This is a genomic window from Vibrio sp. YQ_11 (genome assembly GCF_043103065.1).
In the GTDB taxonomy this organism is placed as follows: domain Bacteria; phylum Pseudomonadota; class Gammaproteobacteria; order Enterobacterales; family Vibrionaceae; genus Vibrio; species Vibrio parahaemolyticus.
On sequence record NZ_JBICJM010000009.1, the window covers coordinates 223885 to 250221 of the forward strand.

Annotated in this window: 17 protein-coding genes; 12 read left to right on the forward strand and 5 right to left on the reverse strand. The window is 45.7% G+C overall.

Features of this window, described 5'->3' with window-relative positions; genetic code table 11:
* The first annotated feature begins 37 nt into the window (after positions 1-37).
* A complete protein-coding gene (gene dacB / locus ACF8EG_RS06810) occupies positions 38-1459 on the forward strand; it encodes a serine-type D-Ala-D-Ala carboxypeptidase (RefSeq protein WP_005479070.1) in 1422 nt (473 codons plus the stop codon).
* Here the strand turns inward: dacB and ACF8EG_RS06815 are convergent.
* Together ACF8EG_RS06815 and tyrS are read right to left on the reverse strand one after the other, a co-directional pair.
* Positions 1438-2283 carry a magnesium transporter gene (locus tag ACF8EG_RS06815; protein WP_005494055.1) on the reverse strand — a complete coding sequence of 282 codons (846 nt, stop codon included), beginning with the start codon at positions 2281-2283 and terminating at the stop codon, positions 1438-1440. The two genes, dacB and ACF8EG_RS06815, sit on opposite strands and share 22 nt — an antisense overlap.
* Before the next feature lie 417 nt (positions 2284-2700).
* Positions 2701-3888, reverse strand: coding sequence for a tyrosine--tRNA ligase (gene tyrS / locus ACF8EG_RS06820; RefSeq protein WP_005479092.1), 1188 nt, complete (start codon positions 3886-3888; stop codon positions 2701-2703).
* Positions 3889-4018: 130 nt separating this feature from the next.
* Here tyrS and ACF8EG_RS06825 point away from each other — a divergent pair, with 130 nt between their 5' ends.
* The gene (locus ACF8EG_RS06825) at positions 4019-5308 is read left to right on the forward strand and encodes a peptidoglycan DD-metalloendopeptidase family protein (protein WP_005490383.1); all 1290 of its coding nucleotides are present in this window, start codon (positions 4019-4021) and stop codon (positions 5306-5308) included.
* A 24-nt stretch (positions 5309-5332) separates the two neighbouring features.
* On the opposite strand, the gene vmeK is transcribed toward ACF8EG_RS06825, so the two are convergent.
* The 3 genes from vmeK to erpA all read right to left on the reverse strand — a co-directional run bounded on the left by vmeK (position 5333) and on the right by erpA (position 10039).
* Entirely contained in the window at positions 5333-8464 is a 3132-nt protein-coding gene (gene vmeK, locus ACF8EG_RS06830; protein WP_024699407.1) for a multidrug efflux RND transporter permease subunit VmeK, read from the reverse strand.
* A 9-nt stretch (positions 8465-8473) separates the two neighbouring features.
* A complete protein-coding gene (gene vmeJ / locus ACF8EG_RS06835) occupies positions 8474-9589 on the reverse strand; it encodes a multidrug efflux RND transporter periplasmic adaptor subunit VmeJ (RefSeq protein ID WP_065764235.1) in 1116 nt (371 codons plus the stop codon).
* Between the two features lie 108 nt (positions 9590-9697).
* Entirely contained in the window at positions 9698-10039 is a 342-nt protein-coding gene (erpA, locus tag ACF8EG_RS06840) for an iron-sulfur cluster insertion protein ErpA (protein ID WP_005461279.1), read from the reverse strand.
* Between the two features lie 247 nt (positions 10040-10286).
* Between erpA and hemL the strand changes: the two genes are divergently transcribed.
* The 10 genes from hemL to ACF8EG_RS06890 all read left to right on the forward strand — a co-directional run bounded on the left by hemL (position 10287) and on the right by ACF8EG_RS06890 (position 26336).
* Complete coding sequence (gene hemL / locus ACF8EG_RS06845) at positions 10287-11582, forward strand: glutamate-1-semialdehyde 2,1-aminomutase (protein ID WP_069507394.1); 1296 nt, start codon at positions 10287-10289, stop codon at positions 11580-11582.
* Positions 11583-11919: 337 nt separating this feature from the next.
* Positions 11920-13005 carry an AI-2E family transporter gene (locus ACF8EG_RS06850; RefSeq protein ID WP_005461253.1) on the forward strand — a complete coding sequence of 362 codons (1086 nt, stop codon included), beginning with the start codon at positions 11920-11922 and terminating at the stop codon, positions 13003-13005.
* 86 nt (positions 13006-13091) lie between these two features.
* A complete protein-coding gene (rsmC, locus tag ACF8EG_RS06855) occupies positions 13092-14117 on the forward strand; it encodes a 16S rRNA (guanine(1207)-N(2))-methyltransferase RsmC (RefSeq protein WP_069507395.1) in 1026 nt (341 codons plus the stop codon).
* Positions 14118-14343: 226 nt separating this feature from the next.
* Positions 14344-17730 carry a response regulator gene (locus ACF8EG_RS06860; protein ID WP_005461251.1) on the forward strand — a complete coding sequence of 1129 codons (3387 nt, stop codon included), beginning with the start codon at positions 14344-14346 and terminating at the stop codon, positions 17728-17730.
* Positions 17731-18637: 907 nt separating this feature from the next.
* The gene (locus tag ACF8EG_RS06865; protein WP_005461274.1) at positions 18638-20320 is read left to right on the forward strand and encodes an ABC transporter substrate-binding protein; all 1683 of its coding nucleotides are present in this window, start codon (positions 18638-18640) and stop codon (positions 20318-20320) included.
* A 170-nt stretch (positions 20321-20490) separates the two neighbouring features.
* Complete coding sequence (locus ACF8EG_RS06870) at positions 20491-21477, forward strand: ABC transporter permease (RefSeq protein ID WP_005461259.1); 987 nt, start codon at positions 20491-20493, stop codon at positions 21475-21477.
* A 2-nt stretch (positions 21478-21479) separates the two neighbouring features.
* A complete protein-coding gene (locus ACF8EG_RS06875) occupies positions 21480-22505 on the forward strand; it encodes an ABC transporter permease (protein WP_005461261.1) in 1026 nt (341 codons plus the stop codon).
* Between the two features lie 2 nt (positions 22506-22507).
* Positions 22508-23491: an ABC transporter ATP-binding protein gene (locus tag ACF8EG_RS06880; RefSeq protein WP_020841243.1), complete on the forward strand. Its 984-nt coding sequence runs from the start codon at positions 22508-22510 to the stop codon at positions 23489-23491.
* 47 nt (positions 23492-23538) lie between these two features.
* Positions 23539-24534: an ABC transporter ATP-binding protein gene (locus ACF8EG_RS06885; protein WP_005461254.1), complete on the forward strand. Its 996-nt coding sequence runs from the start codon at positions 23539-23541 to the stop codon at positions 24532-24534.
* 62 nt (positions 24535-24596) lie between these two features.
* A complete protein-coding gene (locus tag ACF8EG_RS06890) occupies positions 24597-26336 on the forward strand; it encodes a glycoside hydrolase family 9 protein (protein ID WP_031814036.1) in 1740 nt (579 codons plus the stop codon).
* Position 26337 lies beyond the last annotated feature (1 nt).

Below are 26337 nucleotides of genomic sequence, written 5' to 3' on the forward strand. Positions count from 1 at the left end.
ATACTCAATCACATAACTAACCCTAGAAAATCACACTATGCGTTTACGTTGGCCTCTACTCATTTCTTCTCTTATTTTTCCGCTATTGTCTTATGCGTATCCTCATCAAGAGGTATTGCCAGAGGGCGCCCGTATCAGCTTAGTTGCAGAAAAACTAACCGAAAGTTCCACGCTCGATGGTATCCGTCCAACAGACCAACTATTTCCACCTGCGAGCACCTTAAAAATTGTCACAGCCTTAGCTGCTAAATTAGAGTTAGGGGACAGCTTTGCATTTCGAACAAAGCTTGAAACCTCGAGTTCCGATGCCGTTATCTACTTTGTCGGAGATCCCACCTTACAAACCCAAGATTTGAAAGCGTTGCTGTCATTGGCGAAAAAAAATGGTTTAACGCGCATTAACGGTGACTTGTGGTTAGACAACAGTGCCTTTACAGGGTATGACCGAGCGGTGGGTTGGCCGTGGGACATTCTGGGGGTTTGCTACAGCGCTCCGGCTTCTAGCATTACACTCAACAACAACTGTGTCCAAGCTTCTATCTATACGCAAAAAGATGGCGGGACTCGAGTCTATGTGCCAGAGCATCAACCTATTCGTGTTAAAAGTTCGGTCGAGACCGTTTCTAAGACCATTCAAAAGAGCCGCCATTGCGATTTAGACCTGCTTGCTAACCCAGACAATCGCTACGAATTAAAAGGATGCTTAGTCGAACGAGAAAAGCCGCTGCCTCTCAAATTTGCGGTTCAAGATCCTGAACGTTATACCAGTCAAAATATCAGTACGTTACTCAAGCAATTAGGTATTGAGCTCAAAGGCAAAATTAAGATTGGTTCAGCGCCACAGAAACAACGTAAATTGATGGCATTACATCAATCAAAGCCGCTATCCGATTTACTTGATGACATGCTCAAGCATTCTGACAATTTGATCGCAGACACATTAACGAAAACATTGGGTGCGAAATTTTTTGTTCAACCCGGAAGTTTTACCAATGGTACAGAAGCGATCAAACAGATCATTTTCGCCAACACTGGCATCGATATCCGTAACGCACGCTTGGAAGATGGATCGGGCCTTTCAAGAAACAACCGTATTTCTGCGAACAAAATGGCAGAAATCCTACGTTATATCTGGAAAAACGAAAAAACACTGAAGCTGATTGCCATCATGCCTAAATCAGGCGAGTCGGGTACGCTGCAATACCGCCAAAGCATGCGGAATGCCCCAATTAAAGGTCAACTGATTGCCAAGAGTGGTTCATTGTACGGAACCTACAACATGGCGGGTTATGGTTTAGATAAAAATGGCCAGCCGAATACTATTTTCGTACAGTTTGTCTCAGACTACTTCCCAGAAAAAAGGGACGATAACAAACCTGTCATCGCCCCTATTACGCATTTTGAGCAGTTATTTTACCGTGACATCGTGAATTTTAGTCAGGCGATACCTAAGAAGTAATTCACCACAGTAAAGTAAATCCACATACCTGATATATCAACGATTGATGCAAGCACAGGGCTCACCAATACGGCTGGGTCTAGCTTGCAAGCACGGGCAATTATTGGCAACAAACCGCCAAGCGTCGTGGAAATTGAGACTTGAATAAACAAAGCAACTGCGATTGCAAGTGCGATGTCTGTCAGTTCAAAGCCCCCCGTAGATTGGCCAGCACTAAAAAGCATAATGCGTCCAACCATAACTATTGCGATCGCTAATGCGAGACACAGCGCTACGCGACTTTCTTTCCAAAGTACTGCTAACCACTGACGCTTTTTAAGCTCACCTGTGGCCAATGCACGAATGACCAATGTGGCCGCTTGAGTACCCGTATTACCACCAGCCGCCGCAATCACCGGCATGTACACTGCAAGTAAAACCAGTTGGCTCAATGTATCTTCATACTGAGCAATAATCAGCCCAGAAACGATCCCCAATAAAGCGAGAGCAATAATCCAGCCTATTCGCTGCTTTACATGCTCTAGTACGCCTGTTGATAAGTAACCGTCAGGAGTATCAACTTCCGACACATGCAAACCCAATTGGTGCGCATAGTGACGCGCACGCTTATCATGACCCGCATGCTCAAGTTGAGACATCAAACTGTTCACATACCCTACAGAACAGTGCTTCAAAATCCCCACCGCTTCATCTATTGGCATGATGGTGAGCAAATGAAGTTGCTGCTCTTGATCGTATTTCAAAAACGCATTGCGAGCTGCACCAATTTCTACTTCAGAAAAGTTTGGTGTTGTTTCAATAAAAGTGTTGTTCATTACCGTCATGGCGAATCTCCCGATTGGCATTGGTAACGACCATCGACAACACAAGCACAAGCTCATCACGCCTTTATGCCGATAGATGACACAAACACGCAAATTCACCAATGCAAAAGCACTGTCTATTCAGAATGTATGAAGGAAATAACGAGAAGAAAATTAGAAAAGATGCCTCACCACTCGGGTAAGACGGAGATCGCCAATACCGAAGCGGGTTATTTCGCTCCCTTAATCTTACTCACCCAACGACTGGGAGGATGGTCGGTATTGTTCATGTAAATCTCCGATATCGCTGCCCTGATTAGCAGCGCAAGTATAGTAGCAAAGTTAATCCATATTTACAGGTGGGCTTTGTTCTTTTTTTGCCAATTTTAGGAACAAAAAAAGCGCCCATTGGGCGCTTCCATACGTAATAATTATGGATTACTTAATCGTAATACGTGCAAATTTACGTTTACCAACTTGGAATACGTAAGTACCAGCTTCTGGTGCAAATTTAGCGTCGGCAACTTTCTCGCCTTCAACCTTTGCTGCACCTTGTTTTACCATGCGCATCGCTTCAGACGTTGACGCACACAGACCAGCATCTTTTAGAAGATTCGCTACTGGAGTACCAGCATCAAAGTCAAATTCTGGCATTTCGTCAGGGATTTGGTTCTTAGCGAAACGGTTCACAAACTCTTGCTCTGCCGCATCTGCATCGGCTTCACTGTGGAAACGCGCAATGATCTCTTTAGCAAGTAGCACTTTGATATCACGTGGGTTTTTACCCGCTTGAACATCCGCTTTAAACTGTTCGATTTCCTCTAGAGGACGGAACGATAGCAGCTCGTAGTAGCTCCACATTAAGTCATCAGAGATCGACATGATCTTACCAAACATTTCGCTTGGCGCTTCGCTGATACCAATGTAGTTACCCGCAGACTTAGACATCTTCTTCTCGCCGTCTAGACCAACAAGAAGCGGCATCATAAGTACAACTTGAGGCTTTTGACCGTGAGATTTTTGCAGTTCACGACCCATTAGAAGGTTGAACTTCTGGTCTGTACCGCCTAATTCAACGTCCGTTTCCATCGCAACTGAGTCCCAACCTTGCAGAAGTGGATACATGAACTCATGGATAGCAATTGGTTGGCCGCCTGCGTAACGCTTTTTAAAGTCGTCACGTTCTAGCATACGAGCAACGGTTTGGTTTGCAGCAAGACGAATCATACCTTCTGCGCCCAGCTCAGACAGCCACTCAGAGTTAAACTGAATTTTAGTCTTCGCAGGATCTAGAATTTTGAACACCTGTTCTTTGTACGTTTCAGCATTACGCAATACGTCTTCGCGGCTTAGCGGTGGACGAGTGGTGTTTTTACCTGTTGGGTCACCAACCATTGCAGTGAAGTCACCGATTAGGAACGTCACTTCATGACCCAGTTCTTGGAACAAGCGAAGCTTATTGAAAATAACCGTATGGCCTAGGTGAATGTCAGGTGCTGTTGGATCGGCGCCCAGTTTAATACGTAGAGGACGACCTTCTTTTAGTTTTGCGATTAGCTCTTCTTCTGGAATCAGCTCTTCAACACCGCGCTTAATCTCGGCTAGTGCAGCTTCAATGCTCGCCATTCTTGTTCACTCCCACAGATTTGGCAAAAATATAATAGCTGAACATATTACTTGAATAGCGATGCATTTTGAAACACGTTAGACTAGGTAGTTGTCACTTTTTCCGTTTAATTTAGCAATCAAGTACCTCATGCATTCGATTTTTGTCCGACTTCCACTCTTGCACAAAGTATTGATCGGTTTTTTTAGTGCTCTGATCATCATTGCACTGTTCTTTCTGCCCGATCCGCAAGACCTCAACCCGCAACAAAGCCGATTAAAAGTTGGTCAACACTATCCTGTGCCGATCTCACTTGAATTGACGACATTAAATGGCTCTTCTCAGATGTCTTCGGTTTTGCGCTGGGAAACTTACAAAGTAAAAAATGGCGAGAGCGCCGCCATTCTATTTAATCGAGTGGGACTCTCTGCTCGTCTACTGCACGAGTTAGTGTCCTCCGATAAAGAAATTGAACAGCAGTTAACTCGTCTTCGTCCGGGCGATAAATTGCAATTTGGTTTTGATGAGAAAAACGACTTGGTTCAACTGCGCCGTACGCTAAGCGCATTTGAAACCTTTCGCATCAAACTGCAAGACGGCAAATACGTTTCTGAGGTCGATAAAAAAGAGGTCGATTACCAATTTAACTACGCCGAGGCAACCATCAAATCCAACTTCTGGAACGCAGGAATTTCGTCTGGCTTGAATGGCAACCAAATCATGGAGCTAGCAGGAATTTTTGGCTGGGATATCGACTTCGCACTCGATATTCGCAAAAACGACTCTTTCCGAGTGCTGTATCAAGAAGAAGTTGTAGAAGGTGAAGTCATTGGTCGCGGAAAAATCATCGCTGCGATATTCAAAAACCAGGGCGATACGTTTACGGCTATTTTAGATGAAAAAACGGGCAAATATTACGACGAAAATGGCCGAGCGATGAAAAAAGCCTTCTTGCGCGCTCCACTGGATTTCCGTCGCGTGACTTCAAACTTTAACCCACGTCGTCTTCACCCAGTTACGGGTCGAGTACGTCCTCACCGAGGCACTGACTACGCAGCACCTGTTGGTACGCCAATTTGGGCCGCTGGTGATGGTGTGGTGCAAAAATCGGCTTACAACAAGTTCAACGGGAACTACGTGTTCATCAAGCACAGCAACACATACATTACCAAGTATCTGCACTTAACGAAGCGCACAGTCAAAACGGGTCAACGTGTTAAACAAGGTCAAACTATCGGTACGCTTGGTGGAACAGGTCGTGTGACAGGACCTCACTTACATTATGAGTTCCTAGTAAATGGCGTGCACAAAAACCCAAGAACAGTGAATTTGCCGCAATCCAAATCGTTAACAGGTAAAGCAAGACAAACCTTCATGGCGAATGCAAAAGTCAGTATGGACAAGCTGGATCGTTACAGTAAGTTACTGGCAATGAGATAAACGGAAAAGTAAAAAGAGGCAGCATTACGCTGCCTCTTCGCTTTCATCAGGTTCGGGCTTAGCAAGATGATCTCTTCCCAACATAAGCAAACAAGGCGTAAGCACCAACGTCAACACCGTAGCGAATGCTAATCCTCCTGCTACTGCCGTCGCTAACTGAGACCACCATTGCGTACTCGGCGCACCAAATTCGACTTTTTGATTAACTAAATCGATGTTCATTTCTAGAACCATCGGTAACAACCCTAAAATGGTCGTAATTGTGGTTAATAGCACCGGTCTCAAACGTTGCACACCGGTCCGCAGGATAGCCTCTGCTTTGTCCAGTCCTCTTTTTCGCATTTGGTTATAAGTATCAATCAGTACAATGTTGTTATTAACTACGATACCAGCCAAGGCAATCACACCAATGCCAGACATGATGATGCCGAATGGTTTTTGGAAAATAAGCAACCCAGCAAAAACCCCGACCGTTGAAAACAGCACCGCACTCAAAATCAAAAATGCCTGATAAAAGCTGTTGAACTGCGTGATGAGAATGAGCGCCATGACGCCAAGAGCCACAACAAAAGCGTTTTGCAAGAACGCTGATGAGTTTTCCTGCTCCTCATTTTGCCCCCTTATCTTATATTCAATACCTTCCGGTAAACCGAGCTGTTCCATTTCAGCGGCAATCTTAGGTAACTCAAGCGCCAAATTGTAGCCTTCCACCATATCCGCTTTAATGTTGATAACTCGATGACCATCAACACGACGGATAGTATCTTGCTTGTGGTCTGGCTTAATTTGAGCAAAGTTGGTTATAGGCACTAAACCTGCAGCGGTTTTCACTCTTAGCTGATCGAATCGACCAATATCTCGCTTCTCTTGTGGGTAGCGCACCAAAATATCGACTTCTTCATCCGCATCGTCAGGTAAATAGTCCCCTATTTTCAGACCATTCGTGACAAATTGAACTGTATTTCCCACCAAAGTTGCATCGGCAGCAAAACGAGAAGCGTCGTCGCGTCGAATGTCAATTTGCCAGTCAATCCCCTCTTTATTGGTGGTATCACTCAAATTAGTCAGTGCTGGGTTGCTATCAGCCCAAAGCCTAACTAGCTTCGCGGCGTCATCTAGCTCGCCTATACTCCTACTTCGAGAAGAAACTTCAATCACCAAATCATGTTCAACCGGAGGGCCGGCATCCGGGAATTTGTACTCTAACTCAACGCCATAAAATTGGTCGGTGGTAGCTTTTAGTTCTTCAATGATCGTTTTGACTTTACGACGATATTGCCAATCCACAGGAGTTATTTGAATCTGACCGATTTCGTCACCATTATCGCTCGATCCAGTGCGAGTGTAGACACTTTCAAACTCATCATGACCCAGCATGACCTTTTCAATTTCTCGCATTACGATATCTTTCTCATTAATGGAAAGATCCCCGTAAGAGCGTACTTTTACGGTGAAAAATGGCGGGTCGACTTCAGGGAAAAACTCAGCTCCTAACCCCGCTTTACTGTAAGTAAATCCAACACCACCCGCCAGCAATACCGCGCTCAGCAGCACTTTCCAAGGATGTTGAATCGCCACAAACAAGGTTTTGTAATAAAGCTTGGTAATTCCTGTCGCTTTCTCAAAGTTTCCGTTGTGCAACTCCACCATTTCTTGTTGGGCTTTAGGATTGATAACCTGAGGTTTACCAATAATGCCGCCAATAACAGGCACAAATAGCAAAGCCATCACCAATGACGCCGCTAACGTCGCGATTAGCGTTAACGGTAAGTACTTCATAAACTCACCGGTAATATCCGGCCAAAAAAGAAGCGGAGCAAATGCCGCCAACGTAGTTGCGGTAGAGGCGGTGATCGGCCATGCCATGCGTTTGGCTGCGTCTCGGTATGCCTCTTTACGCGGCGTGCCTTCTTGCATTCTCCGATCGGCAAACTCAGTGACGACGATTGCACCATCCACCAGCATGCCGACCGCCATGATTAAGGCAAACAGCACCACGATGTTTACGGTAAGACCAAAAACAGAGAGAACTAACAGCCCCGTTAAGAAAGATCCTGGAATAGAGATCCCAACCAACAATGCCGTTCTTACCCCCAAGATCGCGATAATAACGATGACCACCAAAATGATTGCCGAGAGAATGTTGTTTTGCAGATCACTAAGCATCAGCTTAACATCATCCGACTGATCCCAAGTGTATTTCACCTGCAAATTACTTGGCCACTCTGCTCGCAGTTGCCCTTGGGCAATCACCTCTTTAACTAACGCGACGGTTTCAATAATGTTCTCGCCAGCACGCTTTTTCACGTCAAGCACAATGGCAGGCTCACCATCCAAGCGGGCAAAGCTTTCCGGATCACGAAACGCTCGGCGAACTGTGGCCACATCACCAAAGGTGATCACTTCTTTGCCATTCACTTTGATAGGCAATTCGAGAACATCTTTCAGAGAATCAAACACCGACGGAACTTTGACCGAAAAGCGCCCATACCCTGTATCGACAAACCCAGCCGCAACCACTCGGTTGTTTAGTGCGATCAAGTTATAGATATCGGCCTGATCCAATCCATAGCTTTCCATTAAAAGCGGATCGACCACGATCTCGACAATATCTTCACGATCACCAGCAATATCGACTTCCAAAATCTGGCGGAAGCTTTCTAATCGGTCACGCAACGTTCGTGCGATTTGAACAATGGTTCTCTCTGGCACCGTGCCATAAAGCACAACAGTTAAAACAGGCTCCTCTGAAGCAAAAGTGACTTCATTGACCGTCGGTTCATCACTGTCTGCAGGTAACTTAGGTTTCGCCAGATCGACCGCGTCGCGAACATCCGCCATCGCTTTATCGAGATCCACGCCGACGCTAAACTCCAAAGTGACTGAGGCATGGCCTTCGGAGGCAACCGATGTCATCTCTTTCACCCCTTCAATTGAGCGCAGTTCTTGTTCGATAGGACGAACCAGTAAACGCTCAGCATCAGTTGGAGAAATACCTTGATGCCCCACAGAGACGTAAATGATAGGAATAGTGATATCGGGACTAGATTCTTTTGGGATGGTGACGTAAGTAATGACCCCTGCGATGAGGATCATCACCAACAAGGTCAACATCGTTCTTGATCGGGATAACGCAGCGTCAATTATGCTAAACATGCTGCCTCCCTATTTTTCGGCCGCATCGGCAGCGACATCACCGACTTTATTCGCAATTACGGTATCGCCATCACGAACAAACCCCTGTCCTAATACAATGATGTCCGCTTGCTCGCCAAGCCCAGATAACCAAACGCCATCTTCTTCTGCTTTGACTAACTGAATAGGAACAAACTTAACGTGTTCATCTTGCAGTGTTTTGACACCTAAATTCCCTTCTTCATCTAACGCCAACATTGCAGCGGTAATTTTAATCGCTAGCACTTCATTCAAAGGGAGCTGCACTTCCGCACTGATCCCCGCAGGGATGAGCGAATTGCGATTATCTATTTCGATTTCAATCGGAAACGTATTGGTCGATGCGGAGGAAACGCGACCAATATAACGTAAAATCCCCAAGTGATGCTGACCATTGATAGTTCTGACATCCGCTTGAAGACCTTCTTTAAGATACTGGATATGGCGCTCGCTAACGTCGGCTTCAATAACCAGAGTCTCTAAATCAATCACTGTCGCTATTGGGTCGCCCACACCGACAAAGTCACCCACTTCGACAAAATGATGATCAACAATGCCATCAAAGGGCGCTTTAACTTCGGTATTCTTGAGAGCGGTTTGGACATTATTGAGGTTCGCTCTTGCATCGACTAACGCGGCTTCCGCAGTCGCAAAGGCCACCTCGCCTTGTAACCCCCTGCTTTTGAGGGATTTTGCGGCATTAAACTCCTTTTCTTTCACTCGCAGCATAGCCTGAGCGCGTTTGAGCTGACTGTCCAAATCCCGCTTATCAATGTTAGCAATCACTTGCCCTTGCTTAACAAGTTGCCCTTTATTGATGTTGAGACTGACAATTTTACCGGCCACTTCTGCACCAAGACGAGCTTGGCGATTGGGTGCGGTTCGGCCATAAAGTTCTATCGTTTTACTGGTAGGTTTTGCGGTGAAAGTATCAAACATCACCTTAGCTAAGGGCGTGTTTTCAGATTGGAGAGATGGGGATGAGGTGTGGTCACCTTGTGCTTTGAGCTGCCCTGCAGCCAACCAAGCAACAAGTAGCAAAATAAGGATGAGAGATACTAGCCATGGACGTTCGACAAAACGTCGCCCAAACGAAGTTCCAGACATACAAAGTCCTTTTTATTATTCTCTCCTGCGGAGCGCTGAGAGCATGTTTACGTGACATCCTGCTACGTAAAACTCAGGCAGCCAATTGGCTGCCTGTCATCGTGTCAATTACACGCTAAATGATGCACCACAACCACATGTGGTTGTTGCATTCGGGTTGTTAACGAAGAAGCGAGCGCCTTCCAACCCTTCGGTGTAATCCACAATGCCGCCAATCAGGTATTGCAGGCTCATTGGGTCAACAACCAGTGTCACGCCACTGTTTTCGATGGTTGTATCGCCGTCATTTACGTTCTCATCGAAAGTAAAGCCGTATTGGAAGCCGCTACAACCGCCACCAGTAATGTATACGCGCAATTTCAATGCCGGGTTTTCTTCTTCTGCAATCAGTGCCTTAACGCGAGATGCTGCAGCATCAGAAAAAGATAATGGTACGTTTACTTCGCTCACGAAGACCTCTCTCACTCGTGTAATGCGTCAAGCCTGGAGCAAGACGTCAAATTTGTGCTAATTGAGGACGATTATCCAATACCTGACAAACTCGTTCAAGTATTCGCCGCCGATTCTTTAGATTGGTCGCTGATATGTAAGATTACACTGCGAAACAACACATAAATTAAGCAAAACGTTTCTAACTTGATTATAGCTAGGTACAATGCGCCCCACTTGGTCCGAGCAATCAAAAGAGGATAACCCCATGACCAAATCATCAGAGCTGTATCAAAAAGCTCAGCAAACCATTCCTGGCGGTGTAAATTCACCAGTTCGTGCATTCAATGGCGTTGGCGGTTCTCCGCTATTTATCGAACGAGCAGACGGTGCACTGATTTTTGATGCCGATGGTAAAGCGTACATTGATTACGTTGGCTCTTGGGGTCCAATGATTCTTGGCCACAACCACGCTGTTATTCGTGAAGCGGTTATCGACGCGGCACAACGTGGCCTGAGCTTTGGCGCACCAACAGAGATGGAAATCGCGATGGCAGAACTAGTGTCTGAACTCGTACCATCAATGGAACAAATCCGCATGGTAAGTTCTGGTACAGAAGCAACCATGAGTGCGATTCGTCTCGCTCGTGGCTTTACTGGTCGTGACAAGATCATGAAGTTTGAAGGCTGTTACCACGGTCACGCAGACAGTTTGCTAGTAAAAGCTGGCTCTGGCGCACTAACTCTAGGCCAACCAAGCTCTCCAGGCGTTCCTGCAGACTTTGCTAAGCACACGCTAACGGCAACATTTAACGATCTAGATTCTGTACGTGAACTGTTTGCAGCGAACAAAGGTGAGATCGCATGTATCATCGTTGAACCAGTAGCGGGCAACATGAACTGTATCCCACCAGTAGAAGGCTTCCACGAAGGCCTGCGTGAAATCTGTGATCAAGAAGGCGCACTGCTGATTTTTGATGAAGTAATGACAGGCTTCCGTGTCGCACTTGGCGGCGCACAAGCACACTACAACATCAAACCAGATCTAACCACACTAGGTAAAGTAATCGGCGGCGGTATGCCTGTGGGTGCTTTCGGTGGCCGTAAAGAAGTGATGCAATACGTTGCGCCTACAGGCCCTGTTTACCAAGCTGGTACGCTTTCTGGTAACCCAGTGGCAATGGCTGCAGGTTTTGCCTGTTTGAACCTTCTAAAAGAAGAAGGCAATGAAAAACGCCTAGCTTCTAAAACTAAGCAACTGGCAGATGGCTTTAAGTCTCTAGCAGAGAAACACGGTATCCCACTAGCTGTTAACCAAGTGGGCGGCATGTTCGGCTTCTTCTTCACTGACCAAGAAACAGTAACTTGCTACGAAGACGTAACTAAGTGCGACATCGAACGATTCAAGCGTTTCTTCCACTTAATGCTAGATCACGGCGTATACCTCGCGCCATCAGCATTCGAAGCAAGCTTTACGTCTCTAGCGCACGGTTCAAAAGAGATCGACGCGACACTAGAAGCGGCGGATCGCTGTTTTGCAATCATTGCGGCAGAAGCAAAATAAGCGCTATACGCAAGTTATAAGAAAAGGACCGGAAGGTCCTTTTTTATTGCCAGTTCAAAATTACCAAGACAGCTAACACGCCTAGAACAATGCCAAACCACGGAATACGTTTGGTTTTCTTCTCAGATTTACATTTCTTATCGCCGTTACAACAACCCATTTTTCATCTCTTGATTGATAACCATCTGATTTGTAGTCATTATAACAAGGTCATTTACCCCTTCCCAATTCAGCTGTGTCATAAGGCTGAAAGGAAAGCCGGTGCAAAGTAATAAAGGTTTCGCGCTGATATCAACGCGAGCCATTGTAAACGTCATCCGTAAGTTGGATTTATCTCATGCCAAACAACGTAAAAATCACGTCGAGTCATCGTGTATTAATGATCGCTCTACTCGCCGCTGCTTTTGCTTGCTATTTATTGGTCGAGCCTTACATCAATTCGATCGTAATGGCTTTCATTATCTCACTGCTTATGTTTCCTGTGCATGAGTGGTTTGAGCGTAAAATGCCAAAACACAAAAATTCGGCATCGCTGCTCACGTGCGTAGTTTTGACTTTCATTATTGTCATTCCACTACTGTTTGTGTTTGCTGCAATTGTTCAACAAGGCTCTGTTTTTTCTCAGAATACGTACAAATGGGTCACCAATGGTGGCATTCAAGACATCTTCCAACATCCTTGGGTTATCAAAGGTCTATCCATTGTTAATGAGTACTTACCTTTCGATAAAATCGAGCCAAAAGCCATCGCCGAAAAAATCGGGCAATTTGCTACCACTTTTGGTTCAAACCTTGTCGCGATCAGTGCGAAAATTCTGGGTGATGCAACAAACTTCTTGATGGATTTTTTCCTGATGCTGTTTGTGCTTTTCTTCCTATTACGTGACCACGACAAAATCATTTCGGCAATTCGACATATTCTGCCACTCTCTCGTAGCCAAGAAGATAGAATCTTGACCGAGATAGAACAAGTTTCGAAGTCCGCAGTCATGGGCTCGTTTTTAACAGCTATCGCGCAAGGCTTAGCGGGCGGTATCGGTATGTGGCTAGCTGGCTTCCCTGGTTTATTCTGGGGCACCATGATGGGCTTTGCTTCCTTCATTCCAGTTGTCGGTACGGCGTTGATCTGGATACCAGCCGCCGCGTACTTGTTCCTCACCGGTGATATGACGTGGGCAATCTTCCTAACCGCATGGAGTGTAGTCATCGTCGGTTCGATTGATAACTTGCTGCGTCCATTGTTGATGCAAGGCAGCGCAGGCATGAATACCTTAATGATTTTCTTCTCATTATTAGGTGGTCTGCACTTATTTGGTTTGATTGGTTTGATTTATGGCCCACTGATTTTTGCGGTCACCATGGTGCTGTTTAATATCTATGAAGAGGAATTCAAAGACTTCCTCAACCAACAAGACAACAGCTAGCCGCCACTGAATAGTAAGCAACAGCTTCAAGCTTGGGCCAGATTGTGCGAAAATCTGGCCCTAATTATTTCTGATGAACCAAATTTATGTCTGCCTATATCGCTCCAAGCCAAATCGCTCAGCGTCAGCTAGAGTACTTCAACGGAAAACATGTTTTAGTTGCAGGTGAAGTCGAAGATATGTTCCCTCTGGAACTGACCGCACACTGTGAATCGGTCGAAGTCTTTACTTCAAACTACAGCTATTTCCGTCAAATCCGTCACTCAGATAAAATAAAAAGCCATTTTGGTTCTGAATTTGATGTGGGTACTCAAGCCGACATGCTCCTGCTGTATTGGCCAAAAGCGAAAGCAGAAGCCGAATATTTGCTTGCCATGCTCATGGCTAAACTCGGCGTGAACACGGAGATTGTGGTTGTCGGTGAAAACCGTTCCGGCGTAAAGAGCATTGAAAAGATGTTCAAAGAATATGGCCCGGTGAACAAATACGACTCAGCTCGCCGCTGCTCTTTCTACTGGGGTAATTGCTTAAATGAGCCAAAGCCATTCAATCAAGAAGATTGGTTTAAGTCTTACACGGTAACCCTTGGTGAGCAGTCACTTACAGTAAAAAGTTTACCGGGCGTATTCAGTCATGGTCAATTTGACTTAGGCAGCCGTCTACTACTGGAAACCTTACCTAACTTGTCAGGCAAAGTGCTCGATTTTGGTTGTGGGGCCGGTGTTTTAGGCGCGTTCATGGCGAAAGCAAACCCAGAAATTGCGATTGAGATGTGTGACATCAACGCGTATGCCATCACCTCAAGCCAAGCAACGCTTGAAGCCAACGGTTTGTCTGGTCGCGTGTTTGCGTCTGACATTTACTCAGATACGGCCAATGACTACCGATTTATCATCAGCAACCCGCCATTCCACAGTGGTTTAGACACCAATTACAACGCTGCTGAAACTCTGTTAGGTCACGCGCCACAACACCTTTCAAACCATGGTGAGATGATCATTGTTGCGAACAGCTTCTTGAAATACCCACCAATTATTGAGAATGCATTCAATAATTGCGAGACGCTAAATAAGACCAATAAGTTCTCTATCTACTACGCGAAAAAATCGTAATGGTGAGCCGCGCAGGCAAGAACCTGCGCGCTTCTTTCCTAAAATTGCCCCATTTGTAAGAAAAACTGCGTGACTCTGCACGCTTTGCAACTAACTTTCTTGTCAAAGAAAAAAAACTCGTTAATTTTGTTAATTCTATCGAATTTAACTTCTTATCCGTTTTTAACGAGAACCTAGGCGAGCACCTTCAACCCGTGCAAGCCCTTTACGAGTTGTAATCTTATCCATGTTTAAATTCTACAAAAAACAGAAATTTAAGCGCCTTCAGAGTACGCTGATGACTGCGTTTCTTGTCCTCAGCATTACGCCTCTTACCATCACTGCGATTTTTTTCCTGCAATCCCATAGTAAAGATCTGCAAGAACAGAGCACTTCACATCTGCTTTCTGTTCGTGATACCAAACAACAACAGATCCTCGACTACTTCGAAGCGCAAGAAACCGAAGTCATGGGATTTGTACGCTCTGAGCTCGCGTATGCCAGTGGTGGTCGTTTTTACGGCCTCGTCAATGCATTTAGCCGTTTAGGCAATGATATTGAAGAAGCACGTGAAAATGCTCAGCAACGTTATATCGAAGGCAGCGGTGACCAAATCAAAACATCGATTTTGCCGGAGTCCTCAAATTATGTCGGCAGTGAACGTTATCGCTTACTCCACAAACGTTATCACTGGGCGTATCTGGAGCTACTCAAACGCTCAGATTTTAATGATATTTTGCTGGTCGATATTAACGGCAACGTGACTTATTCCATCAACAAAGATGACAACTACGGTACTAACCTACTAACGGGGCGCTACAAAGACTCGGCATTAGGTAAAACCTTTAAACGTCTAGCTGATGACGTCAACGAACGCCGCAAAGTGAATGAAGATTATACGCCCGTCATTATTTCTGATTTTGAACTGGAACATGGTCGACAAGTCGCTTGGCTTGGAGCACCTATCGTTCAGCAAGGCTATTTGCACAGCTATGCTATGTTCCGTTTACCAAACAACGGCATTACCAAACTGATCGCAGATAAGAACCGTGAATCGTCCATCAACACTCTACTGGTCGGCAGCGATCAGCAACCACGTACGATTAATACCAAACAAGACAGTATTCAAAACAGTCTTGAAGTCATCGATAAAGCTTTAGCGGGACAAACCGACGTTGGCACCTACACCAATGGACTTGGCGAAGAAATTATCGCTGCATTTGCCCCAATTCAAACACGCGGCATTACATGGGCGCTCGTAGTTCAACTTCCAGAAAAAGAGGCGTTTTCACGCATTCATCAACTGGAAAAACTCTTCGTTATCGCCATGCTAATCGCGATCATTCTTGTGGTGATTGCATCGCATTATTTGTCCAACTTCATTACATCACCACTGCTGAAGCTGACTTGGGCGGCGGAGAAAGTATCCGCTGGCGACCTCGACGAAACAACATTCAATACCGAACGTAAAGATGAAATCGGTCGCTTGGCTATCAGCTTCGAACGTATGCAGCGCTCGATTCGAGAAAAAATCCAAACCATCAAACAGCAAAACGAAGAACTTGAAAGCAACATCAAGCTGATTCAGAAGCAAAATGATGAGTTGCAACTGGCTGATAAACTGAAAGATGAGTTCCTCGCAACAACCTCGCACGAATTACGTACACCGCTACATGGCATGGTTGGGATTGCAGAAACCCTCGTGTCAGGAGCAAATGGAGTCATTCCCGCCAGTCAAAAATACCAACTTGATATCATTATCAAAAGTGGTCAACGCTTAGCTAACCTCGTAGACGATTTATTGGATTACCACAAAATGCGCTATGGCAGCATGGATATCCAAAAATCGGCAGTAAGCTTAGCCAGTGCAACACGCTTGGTGCTTGAGCTTTCTAATCACCTGCTAGGCAATAAGACCATTCGCATCATCAACCAAGTACCAGCCGACCTGAAAGCCGTTTCGGCCGATCCTCAACGCCTAGAGCAAGTGCTGTATAACTTGATTGGCAATGCCATTAAATACACCTCAGAAGGTAAGATCGTCATTTCCGCTACCATTGTTGACGATCACGTCCGAGTGCAAGTGGTCGATACTGGTCAGGGGATTCCAGCAGAACATCTTGAGCATATTTTTGAGCCTTTAATTCAAGCTGGTCAAGATGCAAGTCGCTATCGTCAAGGTGCGGGACTGGGACTATCGATTAGCCGCCAACTGATTGAGTTGATGGGCGGTTCGCTTTACGTAAGCAGTCAACCGATGGTCGGCACCACGTTTAGTTTCACCTTGCCATTGGCCAGCGAAGAAGAAATCCAAGCAACTCAAACCTTAGTGGCGCGCGGGCACTTTCAAATTCCTGAGATTAATTTGGAAAATGGCGACGACTTATCGCTACCCGAGAACCCTGATGGCCCACTGCTTTACGTCGCAGATGATGAACCCGTTAACTTGCGAGTACTGGAAAGCTTCTTGCGCCTAGAAGGATACCGCGTTCGTACCGTTTCAGATGGCCCAGAAACGCTGGCGCTGGTTGAACAAGAAAAGCCGGAACTGCTGTTACTCGACATTATGATGCCCGGCATGAGCGGCTACCAAGTATGTAGTGAACTACGTGAAACCTATGATCATGCTGAGCTACCGATCATTATGCTCACCGCTCTCAGCCAAACAGAAGACCGTGTGAGAGGCTTTGAAGCAGGCGCGAATGACTACTTATCGAAGCCATTCAACAAACAAGAGTTGGCGGCACGTATCCAAGCGCATTTAACAGCAAGTAAAGCGGAAATGCGCCATATGGAAAACAAAGTGCTGGAGTCAGAACTTAGACAACGTGCTGTCGTCGAAGCAAGCCTTCTTGAAACTCAAGGTCGTTTGTTGGAACAGCTAGAATCTGCACCGGAAGCTATTATTTGTCTGCGAGAAGATCAGCGTATTCGTTTTGCTAACGAAGCGGCTTGTAAGCTATTCAAACGCAGTTTAGAGCAACTTAAACGCTCGTCAGCTGACGAACTGATCGCACCAAAATATTTGACGGTGAAGCAGCCTCATTATTGCGGCAAAATTGATATCTACATTGAGGATATTCGTCAAAACATTGAAGCCGACATTCTAAAACTGCCAGAAGGCTCCGGCTTAGATGTGATGTACATCTTTAATGTCGGTGGTGGAGCTAACGCCGCGCGTATTCATAACCTAGAAACTGCGGTAGAAGTACTCTCAAGTTATGCATTCGATGGTGATAGAGACCAGTTGCAGAAACTCAAAGAGCTTGGTGGCGAGTTTACTCGTTTGGCTGATAAGGCTTTGGGCAACAAAAAAGATAAGCAAGATTTGATGCGTGAAGTGTTAGTCGATGCCATGACGCATGCATTGGACTATTGGGAGTCTGTTACGGGTGAAAGTAAATTTGCGTTTGCCGAACAAAGTGGACTGTGGCGCGTCTACCTCGACCGAAGCACACTGCAAACCCGCACGCTCGATAAATACATGCGTATCGAAACTCTGCCTAAAACACCACGCTGGAGAACGGTTCTGAGTTCGATTGAGTTTATTCTTGAACACTGTAAAGAACAGAGCCCTGAACGTGCTTACATCGAAGCACAGCGCGATAAATTGCAAAGACTGCTCACTAGCTAAACCTCTCATAAAATACAAGCCTCGCTCAATGCGGGGCTTTTTATACCTATGTTTTCTGCCTATGGGTGGTACGCACTCTCACCTCTCAAAAAACAAAATGCATGACATGTAAACGGTGAAAGTATGCTCCTATGCACTCAACGAACTAGTACGAGCTGACATTTTCACAAACACCATTAATCTTAGCGACGGCCTCAAGCACTCTTCTTAATTGAGCTCATTTCCTAGCAGCTTCGACGGAACTCTCCTCTTCTTTAAACGAAAAAACACCGTAGTTAAAAAGTGTTGTATTGCACTATTTATCAATCCGCCATTCTTCTTTGATAAATGGGAAATTAGACTTCATTTTTCTTGTAAAAAAAGCATAATCACCCCCTTAATTTCGCTGGTAAAAAAGACGATTTTTCATATTCCAAACGGAAATTGACCAACAATTGACAGAGATTGCGAAGTCAATCACAACAGAACGGCAGATTAAATTTCACCTGATTAATTAACGCTTTCAGCGCATGTGAGCTAGATCTCCGAACCTTAGATAGACAGAAAGAACCCTTTAAATACTCCAACCCCAAGGTTAGCATCCACTAACACACAAACAAAACACGGATATAAACTGCGACACATATCAATGTTCATTTTTCAACCAAGAACGAGCTAAAAGCAAACAAAATGACGTTTATGACGTGGACGGGTGTGTTTTTAACGTTTTTAACGGGAATCGAGTTTGATTATTTTATGGATAAGGTGTTTTCTTACTCCTGCCTAAGGCCTACAGGCCACTCTTAACGAGACTTAATGTGAAAAGCGTAAGTAACGAAAAACGAAGAGGTAGGTCTTGGAGAGTGTTTATCAATTGATGACATTCAATTCCATTTAGTGAAATGAAAGCAAATAGTAAGGAACAGCTATGCTTGCCAATATTAAAAAAACAGCACTAGCAACAGCAATTATTGCAACAGCTACTACAGGTTTTGCATCGGTAGCTACTGCGGCTGAACGCAGTGAACTGACTATCCACCCTAAAGAGTTTACAACTTTCGTTCGTAACTTTAACCCTTTCTTGGGTGCAACTAACTTGCACACAACAACCGACTTCATCTACGAGCCACTAGTTGTTTTCAACGAAATGCACGGTAACACTCCGGTATTCCGTCTAGCTGAAAACTTCAAAATGGCTGACGACCTAATGAGCGTAACTTTCGATATCCGTAAAGGCGTGAAATGGTCTGATGGTCAAGCATTCACTGCTGACGACGTTGTTTACTCTTTCAACCTAGTAAAAGAGAAACCTGAGCTAGACCAGTCAGGCATCAACTCTTGGGTTACTGGTGTTGAGAAAGTTAACGACTACCAAGTTAAATTCCGTCTAAGCGAAGCAAACTCTAACGTTCCTTACGAAATTGCTAAAGTACCAGTTGTACCTAAGCACGTATGGAGCAAAGTGAAAGATCCAGCAACGTTTACTAACGAAAATCCTGTAGGTTCAGGCCCATTCACAGTGATCGATACGTTCACTCCACAATTGTACATCCAATGTCAAAACCCGAACTACTGGGATGCTGACAACCTAGATGTTGACTGTCTACGTGTACCTCAAATCGCAAACAACGACCAATTCCTAGGTAAGATTGTTAACGGCGAGATGGACTGGACTTCTTCATTCGTTCCTGACATTGACCGTACTTACGCAGCAGCAAGCCCGAACCACCACTACTGGTACCCGCCAGCGGGTACTCAAGCGTTCGTAGTGAACTTCAAAAACCCAGACGCTGCTAAGAACGAAGCACTAACAAACGTTGACTTCCGTCGCGCGTTCTCTATGGCGCTTGACCGTCAAACTATCATCGACATCGCATTCTACGGTGGCGGTACAGTGAACGACTTCGCATCTGGCCTTGGCTACGCATTCGAAGCTTGGTCTGACGAAGCAACTCACAACAAGTACAAAGGCTACAACACGTACAACGTTGAAGGTGCTAAGAAACTTCTAGCGAAAGCTGGCTTCAAAGACGTGAACAAAGATGGCTTCGTAGACACACCATCAGGTAAGTCTTTTGAGCTTCTAATTCAATCGCCAAACGGTTGGACGGACTTCAACAACACAGTACAACTAGCGGTTGAGCAACTAGCTGAAGTTGGTATTAAAGCACGTGCTCGTACTCCAGACTTCTCTGTGTACAACCAAGCAATGCTAGAAGGTACTTACGACGTTGCTTACACCAACTACTTCCACGGTGCAGATCCACACTTGTACTGGGATAGCGGTTACAACTCGAAGCTACAATCTGGCGATGGTATGCCTCGTTTCGCGATGCACTTCTACAAGAACGACAAGCTAGACAGCCTACTTAACAGCTTCTACAAAACAGCTGATAAGCAAGAGCAGCTAGAAATCGCTCATGGTATCCAGCAAATCATCGCTCAGGATCAAGTTACTATCCCTGTGTTGTCTGGCGCTTACATGTACCAATACAACACAACTCGCTTCACTGGTTGGTGGAACGAAGAAAATCCTAAGGGCCGTCCAAACATTTGGGCTGGTATCCCAGAGCGTCTACTTCACGTACTGGACCTAAAACCAGTTAAATAAGTAGAAGTTCATTTCTCGCGGCACACATCCCGTGTGCCGCCTATAAAAATCCCCTAATAACGAAACCAATATGTGGCGCTCGTCGTCAGGGGATTTTTCGCTCTAAATTTCGCTAGGGGCGACCTGAAACCAGAAACAGGGAAAAAATCTGGGTGAGTAAGGTGTGAGTTATGGGTTATTTTTTAAGACGTTTGTCGTTCTATCTTGTCGCGCTCTTAGTTGCGGCGACGTTAAACTTTATTATTCCGCGAGCAATGCCTGGTGACCCAGTTACCATGATGTTTGCGAACGCTTCAGTACAGGTAACGCCAGAGCGAATCGCAGCAATGAAAGAATTGCTAGGTTTCGTTGATGGTCCTATTTACATCCAATACCTGTCCTACATTAAAAACATTCTAAGCTGGGAGCTAGGTACTTCAATTCAGTTCTATCCGCTTTCAGTAAACTCTCTACTTGGCAGTGCATTTGGCTGGTCTCTGTTCCTAGCTGGTACAGCGGTTGTACTTTCTTTCTCAATCGCATCAGTTCTTGGCATCTTCGCCGCTTGGAAACGTGGTAGTCGTTACGATGCCTTCGTAACACCAGGCACACTGATCATCCAAGCTATCCCACAAATGGTTATCGCAATGCTAGCGCTGTTTACCTTTTCAATTGGCTTGAAATGGTTCCCATCTGGCTACGCTTATACACCAGGCACCGTACCAGATTGGTCAAGCTGGGCATTCATTAAAGACGTTGGTTATCACGCGGTACTGCCTCTATTTTGTGCAACGATTGTTCAAATCGGTGGCTTCTTAGTAAACATGCGTAACAACATGATCAACCTTCTAGCTGAAGACTACATCACAATGGCTAAAGGTAAGGGTCTAAGCGAAAACCGTGTGGTATTTAACTACGCCGCTCGTAACGCTCTACTTCCAAGTGTGACTGCACTTTCAATGTCTCTAGGTATGGCTATCGGTGGTCAGTTGATTATCGAAATGATCTTTAACTACCCAGGCCTAGGTACTGTTCTACTGAACGCTATCCACGCTCGTGACTACCAAGTACTTCAAGGTCAACTAATTATCATGACGATGTTCATGCTGTGCTTCAACTTAATGGCTGACATGCTGTACATGATTCTAGACCCTCGCCTACGCAAGGGAGGCAAATAATCATGAAAAACTTATTCAAACTGATTTTAGGCAACTCGTTCGCACGTATTGGTTTAGCCATTATCACGATCTTCATCTTCGTTGCAGTGGCAGCACCATTAATTACAAAACACGCACCAGACAAGCGTACTGGTAACCCTCATGAGTACCCAAGCTTTGTTGTGAAACAAGCGCAAAGTAACCCTGATGGTTGGGTGGCTAAGAACCTAGCAGACGATCGTCGCACGCTGATTATGTCTAAAAAAGCAGATCACGTATTAGGTACTAGCCGTATGGGCCGCGACATCTGGTCACAAGTGGCTTACGGTGCCCGCGTATCACTAGGGGTAGGCTTCGGTGCTGGCATCATCGTGTGTTTCCTAGCTACGGTCATTGGTATCTCGGCAGGTTACTTCGGCGGTAAAGTGGATGACGTATTGAGTGCTGCAATGAACATCATGCTAGTAATTCCTCAATATCCATTGCTGTTTGTATTGGCGGCATTCATTGGCGAGGCAGGTCCTCTCACCATTGCCTTAATTATTGCAGGTACTTCCTGGGCTTGGGGCGCTCGTGTTGTTCGCTCGCAAACCATGGCACTGCGTGAGAAAGAGTTCGTTAAAGCAGCCGAAGTTTTGGGTGAATCTCCATTCCGCATCATCTTCGTTGAAATTCTGCCAAACCTAATTCCTATCGTAGGTGCAAGCTTCATCGGTTCAGTAATGCTGGCAATCAACACCGAAGCCGTTATCTCGTTCTTGGGTCTTGGCGACGCAAACACCATCAGCTGGGGCATCATGCTGTACAACGTACAAACATCTTCAGCAATGTTGATTGGCGCATGGTGGGAAGTACTCGCACCTTGTATTGCACTAACACTACTGGTTACTGGTCTTGCTCTGTTGAACTTTGCCGTTGACGAAATTGCGAACCCTCAGCTTCGTTCTCACAAAGGCATGAAACGCTGGAAAAAACTAGCAGCAAAAGACAAGAAAGAGCGTGAGCCTGAATTGGCACCGCAAAATGCACTATGGAGCGGAGATAAATAATCATGACTGCACCACTAATTTCTATCCGTAACCTATGCGTAGACTACATTACAGATGCGGGCGATGTCCGTGCCTGTAACAACGTAAGCTTTGATATTGCACCGGGCGAAGTCTTTGGTCTGGCTGGTGAATCAGGCTGTGGTAAATCAACCGTTGCTTTCTCACTAATGCGCTTACATAAGCCGCCAGCGTTTATCACCGGAGGTGAAGTTATCTTCAATGGCGAAGACATCCTCCAATACAGTGATCAACGCATGCAATCATTCCGTTGGAGTGAAATGTCGATGGTATTCCAAAGTGCGATGAACGCGCTGAACCCAGTTCTCACTATGGAAGAACAGTTCTGCGACGTAATCATGCGCCACACAGGACTCACTCGAGCTCAAGCAAGAGTTCGCGCTGAAGGCCTATTGGAAATTGTTGATATTCATCCTAGCCGCTTGAGCGATTACCCGCACCAGTTCTCTGGTGGTATGCGTCAGCGTTTGGTTATCGCTATTGCTCTGGCTCTGAATCCGAAGATGATCATCATGGATGAACCAACTACGGCACTAGACGTGGTGGTCCAACGTGAAATTCTGCAAAAGATTTACGCGCTTAAAGAAGAGTTTGGCTTCTCGATTCTGTTCATTACTCATGACTTGTCGCTGATGGTCGAGTTTTCTGACCGTATCGGCATCATGTATTCAGGTGAATTGATTGAAGTCGCACCTTCGAAACAAATTCTGGAAAGTCCTTACCACCCTTACACCAAAGGTTTGGGTAGCTCTTTCCCTCCACTAACTGGCCCTAAGACCAAATTGACTGGTATTCCAGGCAACCCTTTGAACCTATTAGAGATTCCTCAAGGCTGCCGCTTCCAAGCTCGCTGTGACCGTGTCCACGAAGCTTGTACACGAGTACCGACTCAGCTGCGTCAAATTGAACCTGGTCGTTATTCAAACTGCCACTTGTACGGCGATACGATTGCTCAAACCAAGGTTTAAAACCAGAAGTCACGCTAGCTAAGAACAAAATTACACTGGAGAGAATTATGAGCAAACAACTCGGCGAACTGCTGGTTGAGGGTAAAAACGTCGTTAAGGACTTCCCGTTAAACAGTAACTCAATCAAGCAGTCAAAGATGCGTGCTATCAACGACGTATCTTTCAAAATGTACAAAAGCCGCGGTTTGTCAGTAGTGGGCGAATCTGGTTCAGGTAAATCGACCACCGCTAAAATGATTGCAAAAATGTACGCACCTACTGACGGCATCATTGAGTACAAAGGGCGTGATATTCAAGACATCACCTCAAGACAAGACTTGATGGCATATCGTGAAGGCGTACAAATGGTGTGGCAAGACCCATTTGGCTCGCTAAACCCAACGCACAATATCTTCCACCATATTGCGCGCCCGCTGCTGATTCATAAGAAAGTAGCACCGGGCAACAAGAAAGAACTGGAAGAGCGTGTGTACGACCTACTTGAACAAGTTGGTCTTATTCCACCAAAAGAAACGGCGCAAAAGTTCCCGCACCAGCTATCTGGCGGCCAGCGTCAACGTGTAAACCTAGCTCGTAACATCGCAGTAGGTGCAGAAGTGGTATTGGCGGATGAGCCAACATCGATGCTCGATGTATCAATCCGTGCCGGTGTTCTGAACTTGATGGAAGAGATGAAGTTCGAGAAACAAATGTCTCTGCTTTACATCACTCACGACATCGCAACAGCGCGTTACATTGCTGAAGATCTCGCGGTCATGTACGTAGGTCACATGGTTGAATGGGGCGATACTGAAGAAATCATTCACGATCCTCAACACCCATATACTCAACTGTTGGTATCTGCGGTTCCAGATCCATCGAAGTCTATTCACGAGAAGCTGAAAGGCAACAAAGGGGAAATCCCACTTTGGACACCAGAATCTGTCGGCTGTCCATTTGCAGGACGTTGTGTACACGCTACCGACAAATGTCGCGAACGACTACCGGGCGTCACTCAACTGTCCGACAACCACTTTGTCCGCTGTTACTTATTTGAAGATTAATCATAACGAGGGTCAGGTTCAGCCTGGCCCATTCCTGTTTTATCGTTTCCCGGAGACATTGAATGCTGCTACTGACTAACCACATTGGTTATGAACGTCTGGGTCCCAAAAAAGCCATTATCCAGACCGAACAACCACACTTGTCTTCTTACACTGCTCAATTGATTTGTGCCACTAGCGAGCAAACAGTGGCAACTTTTGCGGTTGAAGAACAAGGTAAAGTGGCGAACTGGCATCAGGGCTATTTCTACCTCATCGACTTTTCATCTTTCACAGATTCAGGCGACTATTTCCTACAAGTGGAAGATTCGCGTTCTTCCTCTTTCACTGTTGGCGAACATATTCTGTTGAATCAAACCCTGTCAGATGTGATCCACTACTTCAAATCACAACGTTGCGGTGGGGTTTTCGATCAACAAGATCGACAAGTGCCAGTGCTCAACGCCAACCAAACAGTTGATGTTCACGGAGGCTGGTACGACGCATCTGGAGACGTTAGTAAGTATTTAAGTCATCTTTCATACGCTAATTATTTGAACCCTCAACAAACTCCAATGGTGGTTTGGAACATCCTAAAAGGGCTTTCATTGCTTGAAGGAAGCGAAGACATCGCAGCCTTCACACGTACACGTCTTATTGAAGAAGCCCTGTTCGGTGCAGACTTCCTTGTTCGTATGCAAAACGAAAAAGGCTTCTTCTACATGACGGTCTTTGATAAGTGGAGCAAAGATACCGCACAACGAGAAATTTGTGCCTATGAAACGCAACTTGGTCACAAATTTGACGACTACCAAGCAGGCTTTCGACAAGGTGGCGGTGTCGCCATCGCAGCGCTGGCCGCGGCGTCGCGTTTAGGTGTTCACGGCGAATACGATCAACAGAAATACCGCAACGCTGCTGAAAATGGTTACTGGCACTTAAAAGAGCACAATACGCAGTACCTCAATGATGGTGAAGAAAACATTATCGACGAATACTGTGCGCTACTAGCTAGTGTAGAACTGTTTAAAGCCACCAAAGAAACTCGCTACTTGGAAGAGAGCCGTTTGTGGGCACAACGCTTAGTTGCCCGCCAAATGAGCGACGAGCAGATTCAACACTTTTGGTCAGCAAACCAAGACGGCAGTCGTCCATACTTTCACGCTGCCGAAGCAGGTCTACCAGTTATTGCCCTATGCGAATACCTAGCAATTGAAGACGACTCCGTACAGACAGAATCAGTAAAATGCATCGTTAACCGAGCGTGTGAGTTTGAGATCAAAATATCGAATAAAGTGACCAACCCATTCGGTTACCCTCGCCAGTATGTTAAAGGCGTAAACGAGTCAAAACGCGATGCATTTTTTGTCGCACACAACAATGAATCCGGCTATTGGTGGCAAGGCGAGAATGCTCGATTGGGCTCACTCGCGACCATGGCGTATCTCGCTCAACCGCATATAGCGTCGCAAGAAATACAACAACAACTTTCCGTGTTTGCTCAAGATGCATTGAACTGGATTGTAGGCTTAAACCCGTACGACATGTGCATGCTTGATGGCCACGGTCGTAACAACCCTGATTACCTTCCTCAATATGGTTTCTTCAACGCTAAAGGCGGTGTATGTAACGGAATCACTGGCGGCTTTGAAGACGAGGAAGACATCGCATTTAACCCACCAGCACAAAAAGACGACATGCTACAAAACTGGCGCTGGGGCGAACAATGGATCCCGCATGGCGCTTGGTACTTACTCGCGATAATGAGTCAAGCTCAGCATATTTCTCAGTTGGCAACCTCTAAAAATATTAAGGAACAATAAT